We start from the raw sequence: 21,726 nt of genomic DNA, 5'->3' as shown, positions 1-21,726 counted from the left end.
CTACGGGTTTTTCTGGACACGTTTTTCGAGTTCGACTGTTCGTGAGCTCAAATCGTCCAGTTCAACCCTTGAGATGTGAGGAAGGCGGCCGATCCATTGTCCGGATCGGCGGCAAGACGGTGTGTTTCTTGCAGATGATGTTTTAGCCAGGCACGCTGCTCGCGCGCAACCGTGCACGTTCAGGACCATGTTCGCGATGCATCAGCGTATTGTAAGCCGCGTTCAACCTGGCATCGAACTTGTCGATCTCGACTTTCCCGCAATCCAGCATTTCCGACGTGACGCCGCCGGACCGATCGACGCACGCTTTCATTTCGGCATCGCTCTGCGCCATCGCAGGATGAGCCGTTGTCATGACCAAAATTCCGAGAAGGCAGCCATGTCGGAGCATGCAGGCGTTTCCTTGATCGCAAAGGCTGAATGTTGGGAACGATACATTGGGCAGGCTGCGGGCGCGTCAAGGGTTGACCCGTCGTGCCTCGCCTCACCCATAACACCCGCGCTCCACCGCCAGCCGCCGCACCAGCGCCAGCACCGCGTCGATGGTCGGTGTCGGCTTGTTCGTTAGCCGGCCAAGCTCCTGCACCGCGCTCACCAGCGCGTCGATCTCCATCGGGCGGCCGCGCTCCAGATCCTGCAGCATCGACGTCTTGTGCTCGCCGACATCGCCCGCACCCTTGATGCGGCGGTCGACCCCGATCGGAAAGCGCACGCCGAGGCTTTCCCCGATCGCCTGCGCCTCCAGCATCATGGTGCGGGCAAGCGTGCGGGTGCCCTCGTCGGCGACGATCGCGGCCAGCGTGCTGCCGGTCAGCGCCGAGATCGGGTTGAAGGAGAGGTTGCCCCACAGCTTCACCCAGATCTCACTGCGGATGTCCTCGCGCACCGGCGCCTGCAACCCGGCCTTGACCATTTCCTCGGCCAGCAGCGTCACCCGTTCGCTGCGCTCGCCGGAGGGCTCGCCGAGCGAGAAGCGCTTGCCCTCGACATGGCGGATGAGACCGGGCGCGTCGACCTCGACGGCAGGATAGACGACCGCGCCGATGACGCGCTGCGGCCCGATCCGCTGCCAGATCGCACCGCCGGGATCGACCGCGTTCAGCCTGGTGCCCTCGAGCGGCCCCCTCACCCCATGGAAGTACCACCACGGCACGCCGTTCTGCATGGTGACGACTGATGTTTCCGGCCCAAGCAGCGGCGCGATCTGGTCCAGGGCAGGGGTCAGCGAATGGGCTTTCAAGGCCAGCACCACAGTATCCTGCACGCCGAGCTCCTCGGCCTTGGCGGCGGCCCGGACAGGCGCTAGCGTTTCTTGGCCATCCTCGATCAGGCGCAGGCCATCTGCCTTGATCGCGTCGAGATGGGCGCCGCGCGCGACGATCGACAGATCGGTGCGGCCGGCGACCGCCAGCTTGGCGGCGAGATAGCCGCCGATCGCGCCGGCGCCGAAGATGGTGATCTTCATCGTCAAAGCCCGAGCTTGGCGGCGAGGCCGATGCGCTGCAGCTTGCCGGTCGCGCCCTTGGGGATCTCGTCCAGGATCACGACCTTGCGCGGCACCTTGAAGTCGGCGAGCCGCGTCGCGGCATAGGTGCGGATCTCGTTTTCGGTGGCGCTCGTGCCTTCGCGCAGCACGACCGCGGCCGCCACTTCCTCGCCCAGTCTGTCATGCGGCATGGCGAAGGTGACCACCTGCGCCACCGCCGGATGATCCATCAGCACGTCATCGACCTCGAGCGGCGAGATTTTCTCGCCGCCGCGGTTGATGATCTCCTTGAGCCGGCCGGTGACCCTGAGATAACCGTCTCCATCGAGCACGCCCTGGTCGCCGGTGTGAAACCAGCCATGCGCGAAGGCCGTGGCATTGGCGTCTGGGTTCTTCTCATAGCCCGCCGTCACATTGGGTCCGCGAATGACGATCTCGCCGGTCTCGCCGGCTTTGAGCAACTGTCCGTCCAGCGCCATCACCGCTACTTCCGGACCGGCGCCGGCGCCGACGCTGCCCGGCTTGCGCAGGCCCGGCGGCAGCCGGTTCGATGCCATCTGGTGGGCGGCCTCGGTCATCCCGTAGGATTCGATCACCGGACAGCCGAAGGTGGTTTCCAGTTCGGCCATCACTTGCGCCGGCAGCGACGCCGAGGACGAGCGGATGAAGCGCAGGCGCGCACCCGCCAGCGCCTCGGTGTTGCGCGCCGCCCGGGCCAGGATCGCCTGGTGCATGGTCGGCACCGCCGTGTACCAGCTTGGCCGCGCCTCGCCCAGCCACTGGAAGAAGCGCAGCGCATTGAAGCCCGGCGTGCAGTAGATGCTGCCGCCCGATGCCAGCGACGACAGCACGGCCGCGATCAGCCCGTGGATGTGGAACAGCGGCATGATGTTGAGGCAGCGGTCATCGGCCGTCAGGCCAAGCGTCGCCCCGATATGGGCTGCCGAGGCGGCGATGTTGGCATGGCTGAGCGGCACCAGTTTTGGACGCGATGTCGTGCCCGACGTGTGCAGCAGAAGCGCGATGTCGCCATCCCCCGCCATGTCAGGCGTCGCCTGCGGACCGATAGCCTCGCCCTCGATGGTGAAACTGCCGGCAGCCGGCGAAACGACAAGCCTGAGCACGCTTATGCCGAGCCGCTCGGCCACCGCAACCGCCGGGCCGGTTTCGTTCTCCGCGACGAGGATCGCCTTGGCGCCGATGTCGGCGAGATAAAAATCGAGCTCGTCCGCGCGATAGGCGGGATTGAGCGGCGCCGTCGAGGCGGTTGCGGCCACCGCGACGAAGGCTGTGGCCATCTCCGGCCCGTTAGGCAGCACGATCGCCACCCGGTCGCCGCGCCCGATGCCGAGCGCATGCAGCCGCTCGGCTGTGGCCTTGATCAGGCTGCGCAGCTCGCCATGGGTGAGCGTCGCCCTGTCCGGCGCCAGGATTGCCGGAGCGTCTTCGGTGCCGGCGACGAGGCGGCGGGAAAGGTCTTTTGAATTCGTGCTCATGGTCACCAACTATGTTTCGAACGACTGGCGATGGAAGCCCAACAGACGTTGGCGCCGCCCCTCATTGCCCTGCCGGGCATTTCTCCCCGTATAGTGACGGGGAGAAAGGGCTGGCCGCAACGCCGGTCTTTCTTTTCGACGTTGGCGATTGGCGAAACCATCGACGACAGTGCCCCTCTCCCCGTCACTATACGGGGAGAGGATACCGGCAGGCAGGCAGTGCCAACTCTTGGAATGTGATTCTCCACGTCAATATCCAAGCGCCATCCCGTCCTTGCGCGGATCGGAGGCGCCGGTCAGCGTGCCCTTCTCCCAGTCGATCAGCACCGCTTGCCCGCCGCCGAGCGGGTGGTGCGGCTCGGCTACGCGATGGCCGCGCTTGCGCAGGCCTTCGAGCGCTTCGGCCGGAACGTTGCGCTCGGCCTCCACCATGCCGTCATTATAGAACACCCTTGGCGCGTCGAGCGCCTGCTGCGGGTCCATGCCGAAATCGATCATGTTGGTCAAAAGATGCACATGCCCGAATGGCTGGTAGCCGCCGCCCATGACGCCGAACGGCATCACCACGCGGCCGTTCCTGGTCGCCATGCCGGGCATGATCGTGTGCATCGGCCGCTTGCCGGGCGCGATGGCGTTCGGATGCGCCGGGTCGAGGCGGAAGCTCGAGCCACGGTTCTGCAGCACGACCCCGCTCTTCGGACCGACGACGCCGCTGCCGAACGAATAATAGGTCGAATTGATGAAGGAGACGGCGTTGCGGTCGCGGTCGACGATCGAGATGTAGACCGTGTCGCTGCCCGGCAGGTCCAGGCGCGGCAGATGCGTCATGGCGCGGTCCCGGTCGATCTCGGTGCGCAGCCGGTCGGCATAGGCGGCGGAAAGGAGCTGTTTTGTGGGCACATGAACCTGGTCCTGGTCGCCGAGGTAACGGTCGCGATCCTGGTAGGCCAGGCGCCCGGCCTCGATTTCCAGATGCAGCCGCTCGGCGCCGTTTGGATCGAGTCCGCCGAGCTTGAAGCCCGACAGCACGTTCAGCATCAAAAGGGCCGTCAGCCCCTGATTGTTCGGCGGCATCTGGTGGATATCGTAGCCGCCATAGGCGGTGCTGACCGGCGCCACATAGTCGCCCTTGGTCGCCGCGAAATCCTCGTGCGAATGCAGCCCGCCCAGTTCATTGAGCCGGCGCACCATGTCGTCGGCGACCGCCCCTTCGTAGAAGCCGGCGCGGCCCTGCTTGGCGATTGTGCGCAAGGTGGCGGCGAGTTCCGGCTGGCGGTGGATGTCGCCGGCCCTCGGCGCCTTGCCGCCCGGCAGGAAGATGCGCGCGGCATGCTCGTCGGCCGACAGGTCGATCTCCGGCTCGGCCCAGTCGAAGGCGACGCGGTCATGCACGACATAGCCGTTTTCGGCATAGTGGATGGCCGGCGCCAGCGCCTCGGCCAGGCTTTTGCGGCCATGGTCTTCCAGGAGCCGGCTCCAGGCATCGACGGCGCCCGGCACGGTCACCGCGTGCGGTCCCTGCTTCGGAAGCTCGTCGAAGCCCTTGTCGAGATACCAGTCGACGGTGGCGCCCGCAGGTGCGCGGCCCGAACCGTTGAAGGCCAGCACGTCGCCTTGTCCCTTCGGGCAGTACAGCACAAAGCAATCGCCGCCAATGCCGGTCGACTGCGGCTCGACCACGCCCTGCACGGCGGCGGCGCAAACGGCGGCGTCCATGGCATTGCCGCCGGCGCGCAGCATGTCGATCGCGGCAAGGCTCGCAAGCGGATGCGAGGTCGCGGCAATCGCTTGGGTGGCACGAACCGGCGAGCGGCCGGGAAACTGGAAATCACGCATTCTGTCTTTGTATCCCTTGGTCTGATGGATGCGACGCTGCCGCCATTGCGTAACACGACGCCGCAACGGATCGTTTCGGCTTCTCGACATTGTGCACTTCGCCAATTCTCCTCGTTACGCCAGACGCGTGTCAGGCTCGGACCCGATAAGGCGTTAGCCAGGTTTCCAGCGCGTTCAGTGCCGAGATGATCGTGAAATTGACGGTGAGATAGATCGCGCCCGCGGCCACGAAAACCTCCACGGCGCGATAGGTCTGCGAAATAAGCCCCTGGGCGATGCCCGTCACTTCCATCAGGGTGACGATCGATGCAAGCGACGTACCCTTCACCATGAGAATGATCTCGTTGCTGTAGCTCGGTATGGCTTGGCGCAGCGCCAAAGGCAGAACGACGAGGCGCAAGGTCTGGAGCCGTGTCATGCCGAAGGCAGAGGCCGCCTCGACAAGGCCGCGCGGCACACCCTGTATCGCACCCCGCAGGATTTCGCTGCCATAGGCGGCGGTATTGAGACTGAGCGCGATGATGGCGCACCAAAAGGGCTCGCGAAACAGCCACCAGAGCCCAACTGCCTGAAGTGTGGGGCGGAACTGGCCGAGGCCGTAATAGATGAGGAATATCTGGACGAGCAATGGCGTGCCGCGAAAGACGGCAACGAAGGAGCGTATGGGCCAGACCAGCATCCGATGGTTTCCCTGCTGCGCCAGTGCGAGCAACAGGGCCAAGGCAAAGCCTATTCCGATCGACATTCCCGCAAGTTGCAAGGTCAACGGCAAGCCGGAGAGAAGGGTGGGAATGATCTCTACAAAGAAGGCGAAGTCGATCATGCGTGGACCATGCCTCGCCACGCCCGTGCCTCGCCGTAGCGGAAGACCGATCCGGTCACGGCAGCGATGAGGAAATACAGCGTCGCGGCTGCTACATAGAATACGAAGGGCTCCCGCATCGATCCCGCGCCGATCTGAGATTGCCTCATCAATTCCACCAAGCCGATCACGGAGATCAAGGCCGAATCCTTGAGCACGAGCTGCCAGACATTTCCGAGACCCGGCAGGGCGTGCCGCATCAGTTGAGGCACGATGACGAGACGCAGCGATTGGAACCGGGACAGGCCGAGCGCCTCGCTGGCCTCGAACTGGCCGAGATCGACGGCAAGATACGCTCCGCGATAGACCTCGGCTTGATAGGCGCCCGAAATGATGCCGATCGCCAGGACGCCGGTCGCAAATGTCGGCAGCCCGACGAAGCCTGCGCTGCCGAAGAATTTACCGATCTCAGTCAATGCTATACTGCCGCCGTAGTAGAGCAGGTAAATCGTCAACAGATCGGGCACACCCCTGAACACCGTGCCATAGCCCTTGGCGACCCATGACGGCAAAGCTCTCGTGGAGAGCCGGCCTCCTGCTGCAACCGCGCCAAAGAGAGCGCCGAGCAGGAAACCGAGGACTGACAGCGCAAATGTCACGCCGGCTGCCAGCAGCAAGGCTCCGCCCCAGCCGCCCTTGCCCAGGGAAAGGATATGGAGTGTGTCCGTCATGTGAAACCTGATCGTTCAGCACGGCATCCGGCCGATCGGTTGACGCCAACCGTCCGGACAGAATACACGTGGCTACTTGACCGGCGTCACGTCCGTTTTCACCCATTTTTCCGAGATGCGTTTAATGGTCCCGTCGGCAATGGCGGCGCTGATCGCGTCGTTCAGCATTTCCTTGAGCTTGGCGTCCTCCTTCCTGAGTCCCGCACCCGTTCCGGCGCCGAACAAGCCGCCGACAAAGCCCGGACCTGCAACCGTGAAACCCGAGAATTCGGGTTTTGCGAGCGTCGCGGCGAGCGCTGTCTTCTGAGCGAATATTGCATCGATGCGGCCCGCGGCCAGATCGAGATCGTGCTGCTCGGTCGTCTTGTACTCGCGGATCTCCACCGTGTCGCCGAAGTATTTCTTGACGAATTCGAGCATGGCCGTGGCCGCCTGGACACCGACCACCTTGCCCTTCAGCAGGGGCTTCAACTTGTCGACCGCAGCCTGGGAAGCAGCCTCATCGTCCAGTTTGAATTTCTCGGTCGAAGCGCCGAGCTTCCCCAGATCGCTATCCTTGGCGGCTGCGAACCCGCCCGGGTCGATCGCATAGGGCTGGGTGAAGTCGATGGTCTCGAGGCGTTTCGGCGTGATGAACATGCTGGCCATGATCACATCGAACTTGCCGACCTTCAGCGAAGGAATAAGTCCGTCCCAGTCCTGAGCGATGATGGTGCATTTGACCTTCATCCGCTCGCAAAGATTGTTGGCGAGTTCGATCTCCAGTCCGTCGAGCTTGCCGTCCGCGTTGGTGAAGTTCCACGGAGCGTAGGCACCCTCCGTGGCGATGGTTATGGCCTTGGGCGCGTCCTCGGCCAATGCGGTGTGCATGAAGCCGAACATGCTGAGTGCGGCCGCAACTGCGGCCAAACGACAAACTTTCATGTGGTTCCCCTTTTTTGATAGGCTGATCGAGCTGTTCCTACGTCCGGCCGCATTGCCGGTTCGAGGCCATTCCTGTCCGGCCGGCGTTCGTCACCGGCTCGGACTCACGAACTCGGCCAGCATCGGTGCTGTGCTGAGAATGTGATCCTGCATCACTTTTTCCGCTTGAAGTTCGTCGCCTGAACGCAAGGCCGCGATCACGGCGGCATGCTCCTCGCGCGCAGAATGCGGCTTGTCACAGTCGTCGAACCAGATGCGCATGTAGGGCTCTATCACCACATGCAGCGCCGCTATCTGGTGGATAAGCTTAGGCCTCCGGCTTAGCGCACAGATACGGCCATGGAATTCCTGGTGGCGGACCACCCAGTCGCTGCTGCCGCTCTGGCCCGCGCGTTCCATGCGCTCGAGCAGGCGATCGAGTTCCTCGAACTCCTCCTCATCGATCCGGGGCATCGCCAGCCTTACGGCCAATCCCTCCAGTACGGAGCGAATTTCGAAAATCTCGTAAAGCTCATCGACCGTCAGGCCTGCGACCACGCATCCACGATTGGGCCGCAGAACCACCAGCCCGTCGGAGGCCAGGCGCCGAAAGGCTTCCCGCACCGGCATTCGACTCATGCCGATCTCGACGGCAATCTCCTCCGGAATAAGCCTGTCGCCCGGTTTGTAGCGGCCGAAGCGAAGGGCTCTCTGGACGTGCCTGTACGCCTCTTCCTCCGCAGTGGCGGGCATCTGTGGCTCTGCCGAAAAGGCTGCTGGCATGGGGGGCACCTAAAAAGTATTTTTGTATCCACGTATCATCAAATCCGCATTTTATTGCATCGTCAATACCCAGGGACGACGTTCGGAAGCCGATAACGGTGCAGTGCACTACCGGCACGATCGATTTCGGCGAGTCTTTGGATGGTGATTGCCGAAATCTTGTGGCCGAGATCTTCGAGGCGATCGGCGCCGGCGACGCCGGCAGGCTGGCCCGCTCCCATGTCCGAGGCTTGCGCAACAACGTGCTGCGCCTGCTGCAGGCGAAGTCCGACTATCAGAGTTCTGGCCAAGGCGTCCTGAGCGGCCGGTTGCCCTGAAATATCCGGTCGGCGGATTGGCGATCTGCCGTTGTTGCCTGGCCGTCTATTTCAGGCCGGATGCGCCGGGGGCAGGCAAACGCTCACGCAAGGGCTGAATTCTCACACCCGACAAGTTGGGCATCCTCAGCCCTTGCGTTCCTGCAAGCTGTTGCCGCCGTCGACCACCAGCAGGACGCCGTTGACATAGCTGGCGCCTTCCGAGGCCAGGAACGCGACCGCCGCGGCGACCTCATCGGGCCTTCCGGCCCGCGCCGGCGGTGTTTGCAGGGCCGCCATCCGCTCCATCTCGCTCGACGCGCCGGTTTCGACCCAGCCGGGAGCCACGGCATTGACCGTGATGCCGCTTCTGGCCACTTCGAGCGCCAGCGTGCGCGTCAGGCCAACCATGCCGGCCTTGGCGGCGGAATAGGCAGATGTGCCCTCGAACGACACCAGCGGTCCGGTGACCGACGCCACATTGACGATGCGCCCATGGCCAGCTTCGACCATCGCCGGCAGAAATGCGCGGGTGACCAGGAACGCCGTCTTCAGGCTGACGTCGATGCCTCGGTCCCAGTCCGCTTCGGTCATGGCGAGAAACGCCTTGTCGACCGACGGCGATGCCAAGGAGCCCATGCCGGCATTGTTGACCAGGATGTCGACCGCGCCGGCGGTTGCCCGCAGCCGCTCGACCTCCGCTGCGCTGGTGAGATCGGCGACCGCCGCATTGGCATCGATGCCCTCGGCGCGGAGCTCCGCCGCGCGATCGAGCACGCGTGCACTGGCGCCGGTCAGGAAAACGGCATGACCCGCATTGCCGAGCTGCCGGGCAATGGCAAAGCCGATGCCGTCGGCGGCTCCGGCGCCGGTGATTAAAGCGCGCTTGATGCTGGTGGACGTCATGGCTCAATCAGCTCCGGTGGGTTTCGTCGCGCACAGCCGGACAGCGGTGGTCGCGATCGCCGAACCATATAGTCCATGGAAAAAGATTTGACGCCCCGAGCGGTGAGCATCAAGCCAACTCTCATTTCTTCTGCCGGAATTTCGAATGGCAAGCCGAACAATCCTGCAGGATGAGATGCAATAGATGTTCCGCCGGCAGCTTGGCCGGATCGGCCTGCGCGGTGTCTGGCCGCTTGCCGAGCAGGCTGCCGCCATCCATCGGCAGACCCGCTCCCATCCGCATGTCATCGCTGATTTCGGCCGGGGCTTTGTCGGCCTTGGCCGCGAGTGCCGAGGCGAGCTTGCCGATGTGGCGGGCAAGCGCTTCGAATTCCGGCCTCGCCTGGTCGATCTCCACCCTGGCGCCAGACGGCGCGCCCAGCGTGCCGGCCGGGAATTCGGCGAGCAGGGCAGGGCTGGTGTGGGCGCTGAGCGCATCGGCCGCCGCCTTGAACCCGCCGGCATCATACTCACGCTTGCCGTCGAACATCTCGGCGATGGTTCTTGCCGCCGCCGCCATCGCCTTCATGGAGGCTTGGCGGGCGGCCACGGTCGCATCGCTCGAGGCCGGCGCCATGGATGAGCAGAGAACCATCCAGCCGGCAAGCGCCAGCGTCGCCGCTCCGGGCGCTATGCCGGCCCTCATGCCCGCACGTCGAGCACGCCCATCATGCCGAGTTGCTCGTGCTCCAGGATGTGGCAGTGATACATGCGCCGGCCGGGCTGCTCCTGGCGCAACAGAAGCCGCACCGTCTCGCCACGCGCCACGTTGACGGTGTCCTTCCACGCAACGAAGGGTGGCTTGGAGACCTTGCCGTCGCGCTCATGCTCGATCACCTGGAACTGCGTGCCGTGGACATGGAACGGATGGTCCATGTCGGCCTGGTTGACGATTTCCCACAGCTCCGTCTCTCCGGCTCTTGAGACGATGTCGATACGCGCCATGTCGAAGGCCTTGCCGTTGATCAGGAAGCCCATCTCCATGCCGGTTTCGTTCATCGCCATGATTTCGGCGAAGATGAGACGCCGGCTGACAGCAGGGGCGGAGAGCGGAGCGATCGGCCGCAATCGCGTGGGCAGCGGCGGCATCGCTGCTCCCGGCGTTTCCGAGACATCGACCGTCAGCAGCGTCAGACCAGCATCGGCCGGGCGGCCCGCGCCCATCCAGCCGCGATCATAGTCCAGCGTGCCCAGGGTAGCGGAACCGGGCCTGTCGAAGGCGACGACCAGCTCGATCCGCTCGCCCGGGCTGAGCAGGATCTCGTCCGCCGCCACCGGCGCCTCGATGAGCCCGCCATCCGTTCCCACGATTGTCATCGCCCCGCCTTCGAAGGCGAGCTTCAGGAAGCGCGCATTGGTGGCGTTGCAGAGGCGCAGGCGCCGCCTGTCGCCCTTTACAGCGGCAAGCCTCGGGTTCCTCTGGCCATTGACCAGCACCTGGTCGCCGACGCGGCCGTTCATCAGGTCGGTCATGGTGTTTCCCGGAATCGAGCCGTCGGCGGCCAGCCGCAGATCGGTCAACATCAGCACCATGTCGCCATATTCGGCCGGAACAGGGTCGGCTTTCGACTTGACCACGAAGGCGCCGGCCAGGCCGCGATAGACCTGTTCGGCCGTCCTGCCATGCGGATGGGGGTGATACCAGTAGGAGCCGGCGCTGCCTTCCGGCAGGTCGAAGGCGTAGACGCGATCGGCGCCCGCAGCCACCGGGTCCATCGGATTGCCGTCCTGGTCGGCCGGCACCGGCATGCCATGCCAGTGGATAGTGCTTGCCTCGCTGTTGATCCGGTTGGCGAAGGTGATCTCGACCCGGTCGCCCTCGAAGGCCTCGATCAGCGGCCCCGGGCTCGACCCGTTATATGCAAGGATGGGCGTTTCCAGCCCCTCGGCGATGCGCGCAATAGCAGCCTCCGCCGTCAGCTTCGCCTTGAACATGCTGGGCCGGGCGGCCTCGTTTGCAAGCAACGGCAGCGCACGCAACGCCTCGCCCTCTGGCAGCATGATGGCGCCTTGCGTCATGGCGTCCATATCGTGGCCGCTCATGCCGGGCATGGTGGACATGTCGTCCATTTTCATCTGCGCCAGAGCGCGCGGGCTCGCCAGGACCGTTGCCAGGCCTGCCGCCAGAAAACCGCGTCGGTGCATTTTCGCTCCTCTATGTCGGGGGAAAGGGCCTCACCATACGACTTGCCGACGCTAAACGTTCCAGTGGCGGGAAGGTCAAGCGGGATCGACGGTTCGGCGTTGGAATTTGCAGCCGATGGATCGCAATGGCTTCGGCCGCGTTCATCCCAACGACTGATACAACCTGCCGTTTCATCGACAAGCGCGAGAATCCCGACCATGCTCATCCAACCGATCGACTATTTTCTTGTCGCCTGGTTCACGCTCGCCCTGGCCTCGACCCTCTATGTCGGCTTCGACCAGTACCGCAACAATCCCGAGCCGGTGGTGATGAAATGGGGCTTCATCCTGGTGACGCTCTATATGGGTCCGCTCGGCCTGCTGCTTTATGTGCTGGCCGACAAGGAGCCGCGACCTGGCGAGCACGAGGCCTTCACCCGCACGCTTTGGAAGCAGGGTGTCGGCTCGACCATCCATTGCGTCGCCGGCGATGCGACCGGCATCATTCTGGCCGCCGTCATCACGGCGGCACTCGGCCTGCCGATGTGGCTCGATCTCATCGTCGAATATCTCGCCGGCTTTGCCTTCGGCCTGTTCATCTTCCAGTCGCTGTTCATGAAGTCGATGATGGGCGGCAGCTATTGGGAGAATGTGAGGAAGAGCTTCCTGCCGGAATTCATCTCGATGAATTTCATGATGGCCGGCATGGCACCGGTCATGAGCTTCCTCATGATGGGCCGTGACATGCGCGCCATGGAGCCGACGGAGCTGCTGTTTTGGGGCGTGATGTCGATCGGCGTCATCGCCGGCTTCGCGCTTGCCTATCCCGCCAATGTCTGGCTGGTCGCGCGCGGCCTGAAGCATGGCCTGATGACCGAGCGCCCGGATCAGGGCGCGGCTGGCGGGCACGAGCATCACCAGAAGGGACACAAATCGGCTTCCGGCAAGGGCAGCGCCGGCCATGGCATGCGCTCGGACGCCACCACTCCGCAGATTGCCGCGCTCGGCGTGGTGTCGGCGATCGCGTTGGCGCTTGGCATGGCCGCGCCGGCGAACTGGCTGAACCTGACATTATCGGCCCGCGATGTCGGCGGTGTGATCATGCCGCAAGGCATGATCATGGATCGCGACACGCCGGCGGACGCCATGCGCGATATGGCGGCGACCTCGCCGCGGCTCGTCACCGCCTCCTACGGCCTGGCGGCAAAAGGCGACCAGGATCTGCCGTTCCGCATGGAAAACGGCGTCAAAGTGTTCGAACTCAGGCCATCGGTGGTGCGCTGGCAGATCCTGCCGGACGTTGCGGTCGACGCCTATGCCTATAACGGTCAGATCCCGGGGCCGCGCATCCATATTCGCCAGGGTGACCGCGTCCGCATCAACGTCACCAACGGCCTGCCGGAGGAAACCACGGTGCATTGGCACGGGCTGATCCTGCCCAATCAGATGGACGGGCCGGCCGAGATCACGCAAAAGCCGATCGAGCCCGGACAGAGCTATTCCTACGAGTTCACGGCCACCCAGCATGGCACCTACTTCTACCATCCGCATGCCAAGCCAGACCGGACCCAGGCGCTCGGCCTTTATGGCGCGCTGATCATCGATCCCGCCAACCCCGCCGACGAAGTGGCGGCGGACCACGACTATGTCATCGAGCTCCAAGAGTGGCTGGTGCGGGAGGGGCTGACCTATCCGTCGATGCCGATGGATGGCGGCATGCCCAATTTCTTCACCATCAACGGCAAGGCCTATCCTGCGACCGACACGATCCGCATGAAGGTCGGCGAGACGCTCAAGGTGCGTTTCATCGGCACCAACAACGGCTTCATCCACCCGATGCACATCCATGGCGGGCCGTTCGAGGTGGTCGCCCGCGACGGCGAGACTATCCCTGCCGCCGCACGCTTCCTTGCCGACACCATCAATGTCGGGCCTGGCCAGCGCTATGACGTGGTCTGGAAGGCACAGCGCCCCGGCAAGTGGCTGATCCATTGCCATATCCCGCACCACACGACGAACAACAATGTCGAGGACAAGGGCGGCGGCGGACTGATGACTGTCATCGAGGTAGGCTGACGGGGGCTAACCGCAAGTCACAGATCGCTTCACCGATGCCGCGATTTTTGGCGCCGCTCGAAAGGACCCGATGGGCCAGTCGTAGCCGCGTCGTCATATCGCTCAGCGCGGCCCGTTGAGATGCGCAGACGATAGTCGAGGAGAGAGGGGCCGCCCTCTCTCCCCAAGTTCCTACGGACGAACGCGGATAACCGTCTTTCCCGCACGCCGCTCGGTCGAGTTGAAGGTGGCGACGGCGTCATCCAGGCTCGAGACCTTGCCGATATTCGTCCGCAGTCGTCCGTTCCGGATGCGCTGAACGATCTCCCAAAGCTGGCCGCGATCAGCCTCGACGACGAAGTCAACCGTCAGGCCATCTGCAGGTCGAATATCCGTCGGTCCGACGGCTGTCACAAGCGATCCTCCGGCCCGAATCAGGGCTGCGGACCGCTTCTGGATATCGCCGCCGATGACGTCGAACACCAGATCGACGCCGCCAACCTCCTCTAGTTTGTCGTTGTCGAGATCGACGAATTCATTCGCACCGAAGTCGAGCGCCTTCTGGCGGTCGGCGGCGCGTCCGGTGCCGATGACAAAGGCCCCGGCCTCCCTTGCAAGCTGCGTCACCATCGAACCGACGGCACCGGCCGCGCCGTGCGCGAGCACGCTTTGCCCCGCCTGAAGGCGGCCATGCTGGAACAGCCCCTGCCACGCGGTCAGGCCGGAGATCGGCAGGCTCGCACCCACCGTGAAGTCGACGTCGCCGGGCAGCGGCGCGAGATTGCGTGCCTCCATGGCGACATACTCGGCGAGCGTGCCGTCGCGATGCCAGTCGGCGAGGCCGAACACTCGCTGACCGATTGACAGTCCCGTGGTGCCGTAGCCGAGCGCAGTGACCACACCGGCTAGCTCATGGCCGAGGATCGATGGCGTCCGGTCACGGAAGGCTCGATCGGCCCAGGTCGAAGGCCATTCCAGTTCGGTGTTGACGAATCCCGCCGCATGAATCTCAACCACGACATCGTTTATTGCCGCCTGCGGCTCGGGCCGCTGCGCCAGCTTCATGCCGGCCGTTCCTGCAGCCTGATCCGTCGCTACGATCGCTTTCATAGGAATGTCTCCTCAGTGATTTGTTGGTTCGGGGTAATTTATCGCTCTGGTTCCGGCCAGCCTACCGGTGATGATGAAGGTCACGGCCGCGTCGGTGATCGCGGACTGATTCCAGGCGATCGGACGCAGCCGTGCCTTGGCTTTCGGCGAGCGTGCGGCGATGAAGCGCCAGTTCTGCAGGTGGAAGGATGTCGGCGCGGACGTGCCGATGCGCACCAGGTCGCGGATCTGATCGTCGGTCAGCATTGCAGTGGGGTCGTAGTACTTGGCGGCACTGCGGCTCAGGATGGTTTCGATGACGACGTTCGTCGCGAAAGTGTTTTCGCTCTTCCCGTTCTCCCGGAAGATTTCGGCGGCTACACGGGTTGCTGGTCCGGTGGTGGCGCGGCTGATGCAGTTCATTGGATGGCTCCCTTATCAGGTGATTGCGGAGCCTAATCTACGGGGACGAGTGAGAATTTCGAGACTGATTTAGCTCAAGATGATGCGCAAAAGGATCATGATGGGCTTTTCAGATCCCAGGCCGCGCGTCTTGCTCGCCATTGTGCGCCAGTCGCCGCCATTCCCCCGGTGTCATCCCCATCCTCTCGGCAAACACACGCCGAAATGCCGAAACGGATTGATACCCGACCGTCTCGGCCACGGCCTCGGTGCTGATCGCTGGCTTCTTCAACTCGTTGGCGGCCAGACTCATGCGGAGATCAGTCAACAAATCGAGGGCGGAGCAACCTAGCCTGTCCTGAAAGTGCCTCATGAATGTGGCCCGCGACATGCTGCACATGTCCGCTAAATCAGGCAGTTTCCAAGACCGCGCTGGGTCGGCGAACATCGCCGCAATTGCTGGTGCCAACCGCGGATGACCGGCCAGGGCCAACAAGCCTTCGGGCGCTTTCTCGGCTTCGCTTGCCGAGCGCAGTACCAAGGTGAATAGGGCCGAAGAAAGTGCGTCGAGAATAGCCCGTCCTCCCGCTCTGTCACCGGCGGACTCCGTTCGCATCAGCCTCACCAGGCTGGCCAGTTGGTTGGAAGCGGAGCCGATGCTCTCGTCCCCATGGCCGTCCATAGACCGCGCCACAAGATTTGTGGGCAGGTAGTTACGGATCAATCGATCATGGGGTGGCGCGACGAAAAACCGCCCACACAGCAGATCGAGTTGCTCACCCTGGCCATCGTTCTCGCTCAACATCCATCCGGCAGAGCCTACGCTTTCGTGTGTACGGACGGGCGTTTGCCCGCTGCCGTCATGCAGCACATGCGCCGCACCGTGCGGCAGCAGAACGATGTCTCCGCTCAGCAGCTCCCTTGCCGTTCTCGTCTCCGGATCCTCTAAAATGGCCCGGCCCTTGACGATGACGTGGTAAGGGATCTCGTTCGCCGCTGCCCGGCCCCAGGTAACACGCCACGGCGCACCGTAGGCGCAGCGGACCTCGAGCTGGCCGGTAACGGTGATCATTTGCAAGAGATGGCTGAGCCAGTCCACTTCAGACATTGGACCTCGAAAACCGGAAATGGTGAAACATCTTATCGCAATTGTGCATCGGTTCTACTTGTCGACCACGTTTCCAAACCTGGCTTTCATACCGGGCCTAGATCGTGAGCGAGCCACCGAGCGCCCCCATGACCGGAACAAGGGGCCTGTATCCCGTCGCGCAAAACCGCTTCAGATTGCCGATTTGAAACGGCGCAATTTGGTTAAGTCCTGGAGATAAATGGCGCGCCCGAAGAGATTCGAACTCCTGACCCCCAGATTCGTAGTCTGGTGCTCTATCCAGCTGAGCTACGGGCGCGCATCAGGCCGTGTTTTCAACGACCCAGCGATCCGATCCTGAGGACCGGCCGCGAATGTGTGCAGTTCCCTAGCGACTGAATTTGCGAAAAGCAAGTCGATCCGGCAAAAGTTTTGTCGCAGGCATGTCATCTGGCGATGGCGGCTCGGATCCCGACGCTCGAGGCAGCCGCGAAGCCGGTGCGATTCCGGGCTGGACGGAAAGTCTCGGGGAAGATCAGGGAAAGTGTCGGGCTCGAAAGGCAAGCGCCCCCCGGGGAAGGCAGTGCGGGAGACCTCAGGCCGGGCGACGCAGGCTGCCGCGGGCCTGGTCGAGCCGCACCGGCTGGTCGGGGATGGTGACCGAGAATGTCGTGCGTCCGCCGATCGACTCCACCAGTTCCACCGTGCCGCCATGCGCGCGGATCAGTTCGTGCGCGATGGCCAGGCCAAGCCCGGTGCCGCCGCTGCGCGCCGAGCCGCGGAACGCCGCGAACAGGTTCTCGCGCGCCTTCGCCGGCAGGCCGGGGCCGGTGTCGGTGACGACGATGCGGCTGACGCTGCCCATGCGTTCGGCCGAGACCGCCAGCCGGCGCACCACCGCGCTCTCGGTGTCCGCCGCCATCGCCTGCACCGAGTTGCGGCAAAGATTGGTGAGCACCCGGAACAACTGGTCGGAATCGGCATCCACCTCGAACGCCGCCTCGACGGCGTTGATGAACTCGATGCCCTGTCCGATGTCGAGCAGGCCGTGCACGTCCTCGACCAGCTGGTACAGCCGCACCCGGCGCCGCGAAGGCGGCGGCTCCTGCGTGCGGCCATAGGCCAGCACGCCTTCGGAATAGGAGACGGCACGATCGAGCGCGCGCAAAAGCTTCGGCGCGAAGGCCTGCACGGTTGGGTCCCTGACCTGGCGCAGGCGGTCCGACATCAGCTGCGCCGAAGCCAGGATGTTGCGCATGTCATGGTTGATCTTCGACACGGCAAGGCCGAGATCGGCAAGGTGCTTCTGCTCGGAGAGCATCTTTTGCAGCCGCTCCTGCATCTGCGACAGCTCGCGTTCGGCAACGCCGATCTCATCGGCGCGGGCGGCGGGGCGGATGATGCGCCCGGGATCGTCCGGAGCCTCGGAGAAGGACAGCATCGAGCGCGTCATGGTGCGGATCGGCCCGATCATGATCAGGTCGATGGCGGCGTAGACCAGCATGGCCGTGAACAGCGAGATCAGCAGCGAGACGAAGGCGACATTACGCGAATATCTCAGCATCGCATGGCGCAGGCTGTAGTCCGGCATGATCAGCTCGAATTCCTTGTCGCTGTCGCCGACCGGTCCGAAAACGCGAAGCATCCGGTCGCCGCCGAAGAACAGCGTGTCCAGCGCGCCGGTCATGCCCTTGACCATGCCGACGCTGGCAAGGTCGATGTGCTCGTCCACCTGCGGCGGCATGTCGGCCACCACCAGGAGCCGCGAGACGCCGCCATCGCGCACCGCGATCGCCTTGGCGCCGATCGCCATCAGAACGTCGTTCTGGGCCGTGCGCGACAGCGAGGTCGACTCGCCCTGTACCAGCACGATCGAGACGGCGGCGGCCGTACTCAGCCGCTCCTTGAGCCAGCTCAGCCGGTAGCTGGCGATCCAGGGCAGGAAGATGAGCACTTCGGCCAGCAGCACGAAAACGATGGTCAAAAGCAGCAGTTTCGTCGACAGGCCGCGCGACAAAGGCACCGTGCGGACGGCGGCTGGCGCTGTTCCGGTCCCTTCTCCCGCTTGCGTGGCTTCGCTCATGTAACCCTGTCTTCACAATCACTTGATCAGCCAAGATTAGGCGATCAAGGCTTTTTTGCCAATTTATCCTTTGGCCGGAACATTAAATTGCCGTCATAAAACCTACGTCCTTGGCGCGACCGCCCCGGATTGACTTCCAAAACCCTTCTTTCTATAAGCCCGCTCACGCTCGGGCCATTCGTCCCGGCGCGGTTTCGATCGCGCCAAAGCCGGCCCGGCAAAGCTCCTGTTACAGAGTGACAGAATCAAGAAGGGCCGCACCCCGCGGTATTAAAACAAATGAAGCGTACCTACCAACCGTCCAAACTCGTCCGCAAACGTCGGCACGGCTTTCGTGCCCGCATGGCCACCAAGGGTGGTCGTGGCGTTGTCGCAGCTCGCCGCAACCGCGGCCGCAAGCGGCTCAGCGCCTAAGCGAGACGAGATCGTTGCCCGCAACCGGCAAGCCAGTGGGGGTCAATCCCAAGCGGCTTCTGAAACGCGCGGAATTCCTGGCCGTCCGCCGTGGTGAAAAGCGCCGCGGGCGGTTTTTCCTCGTCGAGGTCCTCGACCGCGGCGACGGCGGCGTGCCGCGTGTCGGCTTCACCGTCACCAAGAAGGTCGGCAACGCCGTTGTGCGCAACCGCGTCAGGCGGCGGCTGAAAGAAGCCGTCCGCGTCCATGCCGCAGATGACATGAAGCCCGGCAATGACTATGTCATCGTCGGGCGCGACGATGCACTGCGCGCCCCGTTCGGCCAGTTGAAGGCCGAACTCTCCCGCCGACTTCGCGGAACACGATAGGCCAAGGGCTCTCGATGGAAAACAACCGGAACTTCTTCATCACCATCGCGCTGTCGGTGCTGATCCTGACTTTGTGGCAGGTTTTCTACATGAATCCGCGCGTCGAGCAGCAGCGCGAGGCCGCCAAGATCGAGCAGCAGCGCGTGGAGGAGCAGAAGAAGGCGGCCGAGGCCGCCAATCCAGGCGCTGCGACACCGGCGCCGGCGCCGGCGCCGGGCACCATTCCCAACGCGCCCGGCGGCGACGCCGTCACCGCGGCCGGCCGCGATCAGGCGCTGGCTGCTTCGAAGCGCGTCAAGATAGACACGCCGAGCCTCGAAGGCTCGATCAACCTGACCGGCGCGCGCCTCGACGACCTCAAGCTCAAGCACTACACCGAGACCGTCGACAAGAACTCGCCCGAGATCGAACTGCTCAACCCGCAGGCGCTGCCGACCGGCTATTTCGCCGAGATCGGCTTCGTCGGCAACGACAAGACCGGCGCGGTGCCGGGTGCCGACACGGTATGGAGCGTGGAAGGCAATCCGACGCTGAGCCCGTCGACGCCGGTGACGCTCACCTACACCAACGACAAGGGACTGATCTTCAAGCGCGTCTTCTCGGTCGACGCCAACTACATGTTCACGGTCACGGACACGGTGCAGAATTCCGGCGCCAGCGCGGTTTCGCTGTTCAATTACGGCCGCGTCACGCGCTACGACAAGCCGGCCGTCGCCAGCACCTACGTGCTGCATGAGGGCCTGATCGGCGTGACCGGCACCGAGGGCCTGGCTGAATACAAATACGCCAAGATCGAATCCGAAAAGCAGGTCACTCCGGGCAAGTCGACCGATGGCTGGCTCGGCATCACCGACAAATACTGGGCCGTCACCCTGGTGCCGACCGAGAAGCAGCCGTTCCAGCCGCGCTATGCCTTTTTCGAGGATGGCCGGCACCGCTACCAGTCCGACTTCCTTACCGATGCAATCAATGTCGATGCCGGCCAGTCCGCGACCGTCGAGACGGAGATCTTCGCCGGCGCCAAGGAAGTGGCCAAGATCAACGCCTACGAGGCGGACCGTCACATTCGCCAGTTCAACCTGGTGATCGACTGGGGGTATTTCTATTTCATCACCAAGCCGATGTTCTGGCTGATCGACACGCTCTACAAATTCTTCGGCAATTTCGGCCTGGCGATCCTCGCCACCACGATCATCGTCAAGGCGCTGTTCTTCCCGCTCGCCAACAAGTCCTACGCGTCGATGGCGAACATGAAGAAGGTGCAGCCCAAGATGCTCGAGATCCGCGAGAAATACGCGGACGACAAGATGAAGCAGCAGCAGGCGATGATGGAGCTGTACAAGACCGAGAAGATCAATCCGCTGGCCGGTTGCTGGCCGGTGGCGCTGCAGATCCCCGTCTTCTTCTCGCTCTACAAGGTGCTCTACATCACCATCGAGATGCGCCACGCGCCGTTCTTCGGCTGGATCCAGGATCTGGCCGCGCCCGATCCGACCTCGATCTTCAACCTGTTCGGCCTCGTTCCGGTCACCTTGCCGCACATGCTGATGATCGGCGTCTGGCCGCTGATCATGGGCGTCACCATGTTCCTGCAGATGCGCATGAACCCGACGCCGCCGGACCCGACGCAGGCCGCGATCTTCACCTGGATGCCTGTCATCTTCACCTTCATGATGGCGGGTTTCCCGGCCGGCCTGGTCATCTACTGGGCCTGGAACAACACGCTGTCGATCCTCCAGCAGGGCCTGATCATGAAGCGCCAGGGTGCCAAGATCGAGCTGTGGGACAATCTGGTCGCGCTGTTCCGGAAGAAACCGTCCCCGGCTGAGTAGCCGGCCTTCTTCCTACAAAAGGCGGAGTAGCCGGCCTCCAAAAAAGCCGAAGAGAAGATCTCTCTTCTCAAAAAGCCCGGTTCGCCCGGGCTTTTTCTTTGGGCAAATATCTGTTCACGTTCCCGTGATCGGCGAAACTGCAAGCGGTCGCGGTGCGTGACTGCGTGTGCATTTCCAAAGGCTATCAATTCCGATCAGCCCTCACCCGGAGGAAGACCACATGCGCTTGCCGTCATTCAGGATCATCGCCCTTTCCGCACTCGTCGCTGGCGCGGCAATTGCCGCCCCGGCCTATGCCAAGAACCCGACAGTCGGCGGCGCGCCGATGTACGCCACCAAGAACATCGTCGAGAACGCCGTCAACTCGAAGGACCACACGACGCTGGTCGCCGCCGTCAAAGCGGCTGGCCTTGTCGACACGCTGCAGGGCGCCGGCCCGTTCACCGTCTTCGCGCCCACCAACGAAGCCTTCGCCGCGCTGCCGGCCGGCACCGTCGAAACGCTGCTCAAGCCCGAGAACAAGGACCAGCTCACCAAGGTGCTGACCGCGCATGTCGTGGCCGGCAAGATCTCCGGCAAGGACATGATGGCCAAGGCCAAGGCGATGGGCGGAAAATATGAGATGAAGACCGTCTCGGGCGACACGCTCACCGCCGAGGTCAAGAAGGGCAAGCTCTACATCATCGACGAGTCCGGCGGCGAGGCCAAGGTGACGATCGCCGACGTCAACCAGTCGAACGGTGTCATTGATGTCGTCAACAAGGTGCTGTTGCCGAAATAACCACCCCGGCGAAGGGGATCAGGCAGGTCCGTTGGGGCTTTCTCGGGCTTGCCGTCTCCACCTCGTGACGAGGTCCATATTTCCTGGGAAGCCGTATCGGCAATGGGCCGGGGTCCTGCAGTCCCTCGCAGGGCTCCGGTTTTTTGGATATGTGAAGGCGACCGGGTTTCAGCTGTCGAGCAACCGCTCCCGGCACGTCACTCCATGTGACGG

At 63.6% G+C, this 21,726-nt stretch carries 20 protein-coding genes, 1 tRNA gene and 1 pseudogene; 6 read left to right on the top strand and 16 right to left on the bottom strand.

Annotated features, from left to right (window positions below):
• Positions 1 to 142: 142 nt before the first annotated feature.
• The 8 genes from AC0NIH_RS03105 to AC0NIH_RS03070 form a co-directional block, all read right to left on the bottom strand.
• Entirely contained in the window at positions 143 to 391 is a 249-nt protein-coding gene (locus AC0NIH_RS03105) for a lysozyme inhibitor LprI family protein (RefSeq protein WP_473468197.1), read from the bottom strand.
• 93 nt (positions 392 to 484) lie between these two features.
• Positions 485 to 1,465, bottom strand: coding sequence for a 2-dehydropantoate 2-reductase (locus AC0NIH_RS03100; protein WP_473468199.1), 981 nt, complete (start codon positions 1,463 to 1,465; stop codon positions 485 to 487).
• A gap of 2 nt (positions 1,466 to 1,467) precedes the next feature.
• Positions 1,468 to 2,982: an acyl--CoA ligase gene (locus AC0NIH_RS03095; protein ID WP_473468201.1), complete on the bottom strand. Its 1,515-nt coding sequence runs from the start codon at positions 2,980 to 2,982 to the stop codon at positions 1,468 to 1,470.
• A gap of 249 nt (positions 2,983 to 3,231) precedes the next feature.
• Entirely contained in the window at positions 3,232 to 4,818 is a 1,587-nt protein-coding gene (gene ggt, locus AC0NIH_RS03090; protein WP_473468203.1) for a gamma-glutamyltransferase, read from the bottom strand.
• A 130-nt stretch (positions 4,819 to 4,948) separates the two neighbouring features.
• Entirely contained in the window at positions 4,949 to 5,641 is a 693-nt protein-coding gene (locus tag AC0NIH_RS03085; protein WP_473468205.1) for an ABC transporter permease, read from the bottom strand.
• Positions 5,638 to 6,351, bottom strand: coding sequence for an ABC transporter permease (locus tag AC0NIH_RS03080; RefSeq protein WP_473468207.1), 714 nt, complete (start codon positions 6,349 to 6,351; stop codon positions 5,638 to 5,640). Before AC0NIH_RS03080 ends, AC0NIH_RS03085 begins: the two co-directional genes overlap by 4 nt.
• A 72-nt stretch (positions 6,352 to 6,423) precedes the next feature.
• A complete protein-coding gene (locus AC0NIH_RS03075; RefSeq protein WP_013891900.1) occupies positions 6,424 to 7,275 on the bottom strand; it encodes a transporter substrate-binding domain-containing protein in 852 nt (283 codons plus the stop codon).
• A 90-nt stretch (positions 7,276 to 7,365) separates the two neighbouring features.
• The gene (locus tag AC0NIH_RS03070; protein WP_473468209.1) at positions 7,366 to 8,037 is read right to left on the bottom strand and encodes a GntR family transcriptional regulator; all 672 of its coding nucleotides are present in this window, start codon (positions 8,035 to 8,037) and stop codon (positions 7,366 to 7,368) included.
• 161 nt (positions 8,038 to 8,198) lie between these two features.
• Between AC0NIH_RS03070 and AC0NIH_RS03065 the strand changes: the two genes are divergently transcribed.
• Positions 8,199 to 8,354: a hypothetical protein gene (locus AC0NIH_RS03065; protein WP_473468212.1), complete on the top strand. Its 156-nt coding sequence runs from the start codon at positions 8,199 to 8,201 to the stop codon at positions 8,352 to 8,354.
• A gap of 126 nt (positions 8,355 to 8,480) precedes the next feature.
• Here AC0NIH_RS03065 and AC0NIH_RS03060 read toward each other — a convergent pair whose 3' ends face one another.
• From AC0NIH_RS03060 to AC0NIH_RS03050, 3 genes are all read right to left on the bottom strand, one after another.
• Complete coding sequence (locus AC0NIH_RS03060) at positions 8,481 to 9,239, bottom strand: SDR family NAD(P)-dependent oxidoreductase (RefSeq protein ID WP_473468214.1); 759 nt, start codon at positions 9,237 to 9,239, stop codon at positions 8,481 to 8,483.
• Positions 9,240 to 9,360: 121 nt separating this feature from the next.
• A complete protein-coding gene (locus AC0NIH_RS03055; protein ID WP_473468217.1) occupies positions 9,361 to 9,924 on the bottom strand; it encodes a cytochrome c in 564 nt (187 codons plus the stop codon).
• A complete protein-coding gene (locus AC0NIH_RS03050) occupies positions 9,921 to 11,423 on the bottom strand; it encodes a multicopper oxidase family protein (protein WP_473468219.1) in 1,503 nt (500 codons plus the stop codon). The genes AC0NIH_RS03055 and AC0NIH_RS03050 overlap by 4 nt, the downstream gene beginning before the upstream one ends.
• Before the next feature lie 198 nt (positions 11,424 to 11,621).
• On the opposite strand from AC0NIH_RS03050, the gene AC0NIH_RS03045 reads away from it, so the two are divergent.
• Positions 11,622 to 13,478 (top strand): multicopper oxidase domain-containing protein, encoded by a 1,857-nt coding sequence (locus tag AC0NIH_RS03045; RefSeq protein ID WP_473468221.1) that lies wholly within the window; start codon positions 11,622 to 11,624, stop codon positions 13,476 to 13,478.
• Positions 13,479 to 13,649: 171 nt separating this feature from the next.
• Here AC0NIH_RS03045 and AC0NIH_RS03040 read toward each other — a convergent pair whose 3' ends face one another.
• The 5 genes and pseudogenes from AC0NIH_RS03040 to AC0NIH_RS03020 all read right to left on the bottom strand — a co-directional run bounded on the left by AC0NIH_RS03040 (position 13,650) and on the right by AC0NIH_RS03020 (position 18,118).
• Complete coding sequence (locus AC0NIH_RS03040; protein WP_474025149.1) at positions 13,650 to 14,567, bottom strand: NADP-dependent oxidoreductase; 918 nt, start codon at positions 14,565 to 14,567, stop codon at positions 13,650 to 13,652.
• Positions 14,568 to 14,606: 39 nt separating this feature from the next.
• Positions 14,607 to 14,969 (bottom strand): annotated as a pseudogene (locus AC0NIH_RS03035) (nitroreductase family protein); the annotation flags it as partial.
• A 109-nt stretch (positions 14,970 to 15,078) separates the two neighbouring features.
• A complete protein-coding gene (locus AC0NIH_RS03030) occupies positions 15,079 to 16,056 on the bottom strand; it encodes an AraC family transcriptional regulator (RefSeq protein WP_473467092.1) in 978 nt (325 codons plus the stop codon).
• A gap of 221 nt (positions 16,057 to 16,277) precedes the next feature.
• Positions 16,278 to 16,354: transfer RNA gene (locus AC0NIH_RS03025), tRNA-Arg, on the bottom strand.
• Between the two features lie 276 nt (positions 16,355 to 16,630).
• Positions 16,631 to 18,118 carry an ATP-binding protein gene (locus tag AC0NIH_RS03020; RefSeq protein WP_023765439.1) on the bottom strand — a complete coding sequence of 496 codons (1,488 nt, stop codon included), beginning with the start codon at positions 18,116 to 18,118 and terminating at the stop codon, positions 16,631 to 16,633.
• 279 nt (positions 18,119 to 18,397) lie between these two features.
• Here AC0NIH_RS03020 and rpmH point away from each other — a divergent pair, with 279 nt between their 5' ends.
• The 4 genes from rpmH (at position 18,398) to AC0NIH_RS03000 (ending at position 21,513) form a co-directional block, all read left to right on the top strand.
• A complete protein-coding gene (gene rpmH / locus AC0NIH_RS03015) occupies positions 18,398 to 18,532 on the top strand; it encodes a 50S ribosomal protein L34 (RefSeq protein WP_008833937.1) in 135 nt (44 codons plus the stop codon).
• 14 nt (positions 18,533 to 18,546) lie between these two features.
• A complete protein-coding gene (rnpA, locus tag AC0NIH_RS03010; RefSeq protein ID WP_473467094.1) occupies positions 18,547 to 18,900 on the top strand; it encodes a ribonuclease P protein component in 354 nt (117 codons plus the stop codon).
• A gap of 14 nt (positions 18,901 to 18,914) precedes the next feature.
• Positions 18,915 to 20,732, top strand: coding sequence for a membrane protein insertase YidC (gene yidC / locus AC0NIH_RS03005; protein WP_473467096.1), 1,818 nt, complete (start codon positions 18,915 to 18,917; stop codon positions 20,730 to 20,732).
• A 220-nt stretch (positions 20,733 to 20,952) separates the two neighbouring features.
• Positions 20,953 to 21,513 carry a fasciclin domain-containing protein gene (locus tag AC0NIH_RS03000; protein ID WP_473467098.1) on the top strand — a complete coding sequence of 187 codons (561 nt, stop codon included), beginning with the start codon at positions 20,953 to 20,955 and terminating at the stop codon, positions 21,511 to 21,513.
• The last annotated feature ends 213 nt before the right edge of the window (positions 21,514 to 21,726 follow it).

The organism is Mesorhizobium sp. WSM1386, from assembly GCF_055901595.1.
This window is presented reverse-complemented; position numbering and strand designations above follow the sequence as displayed.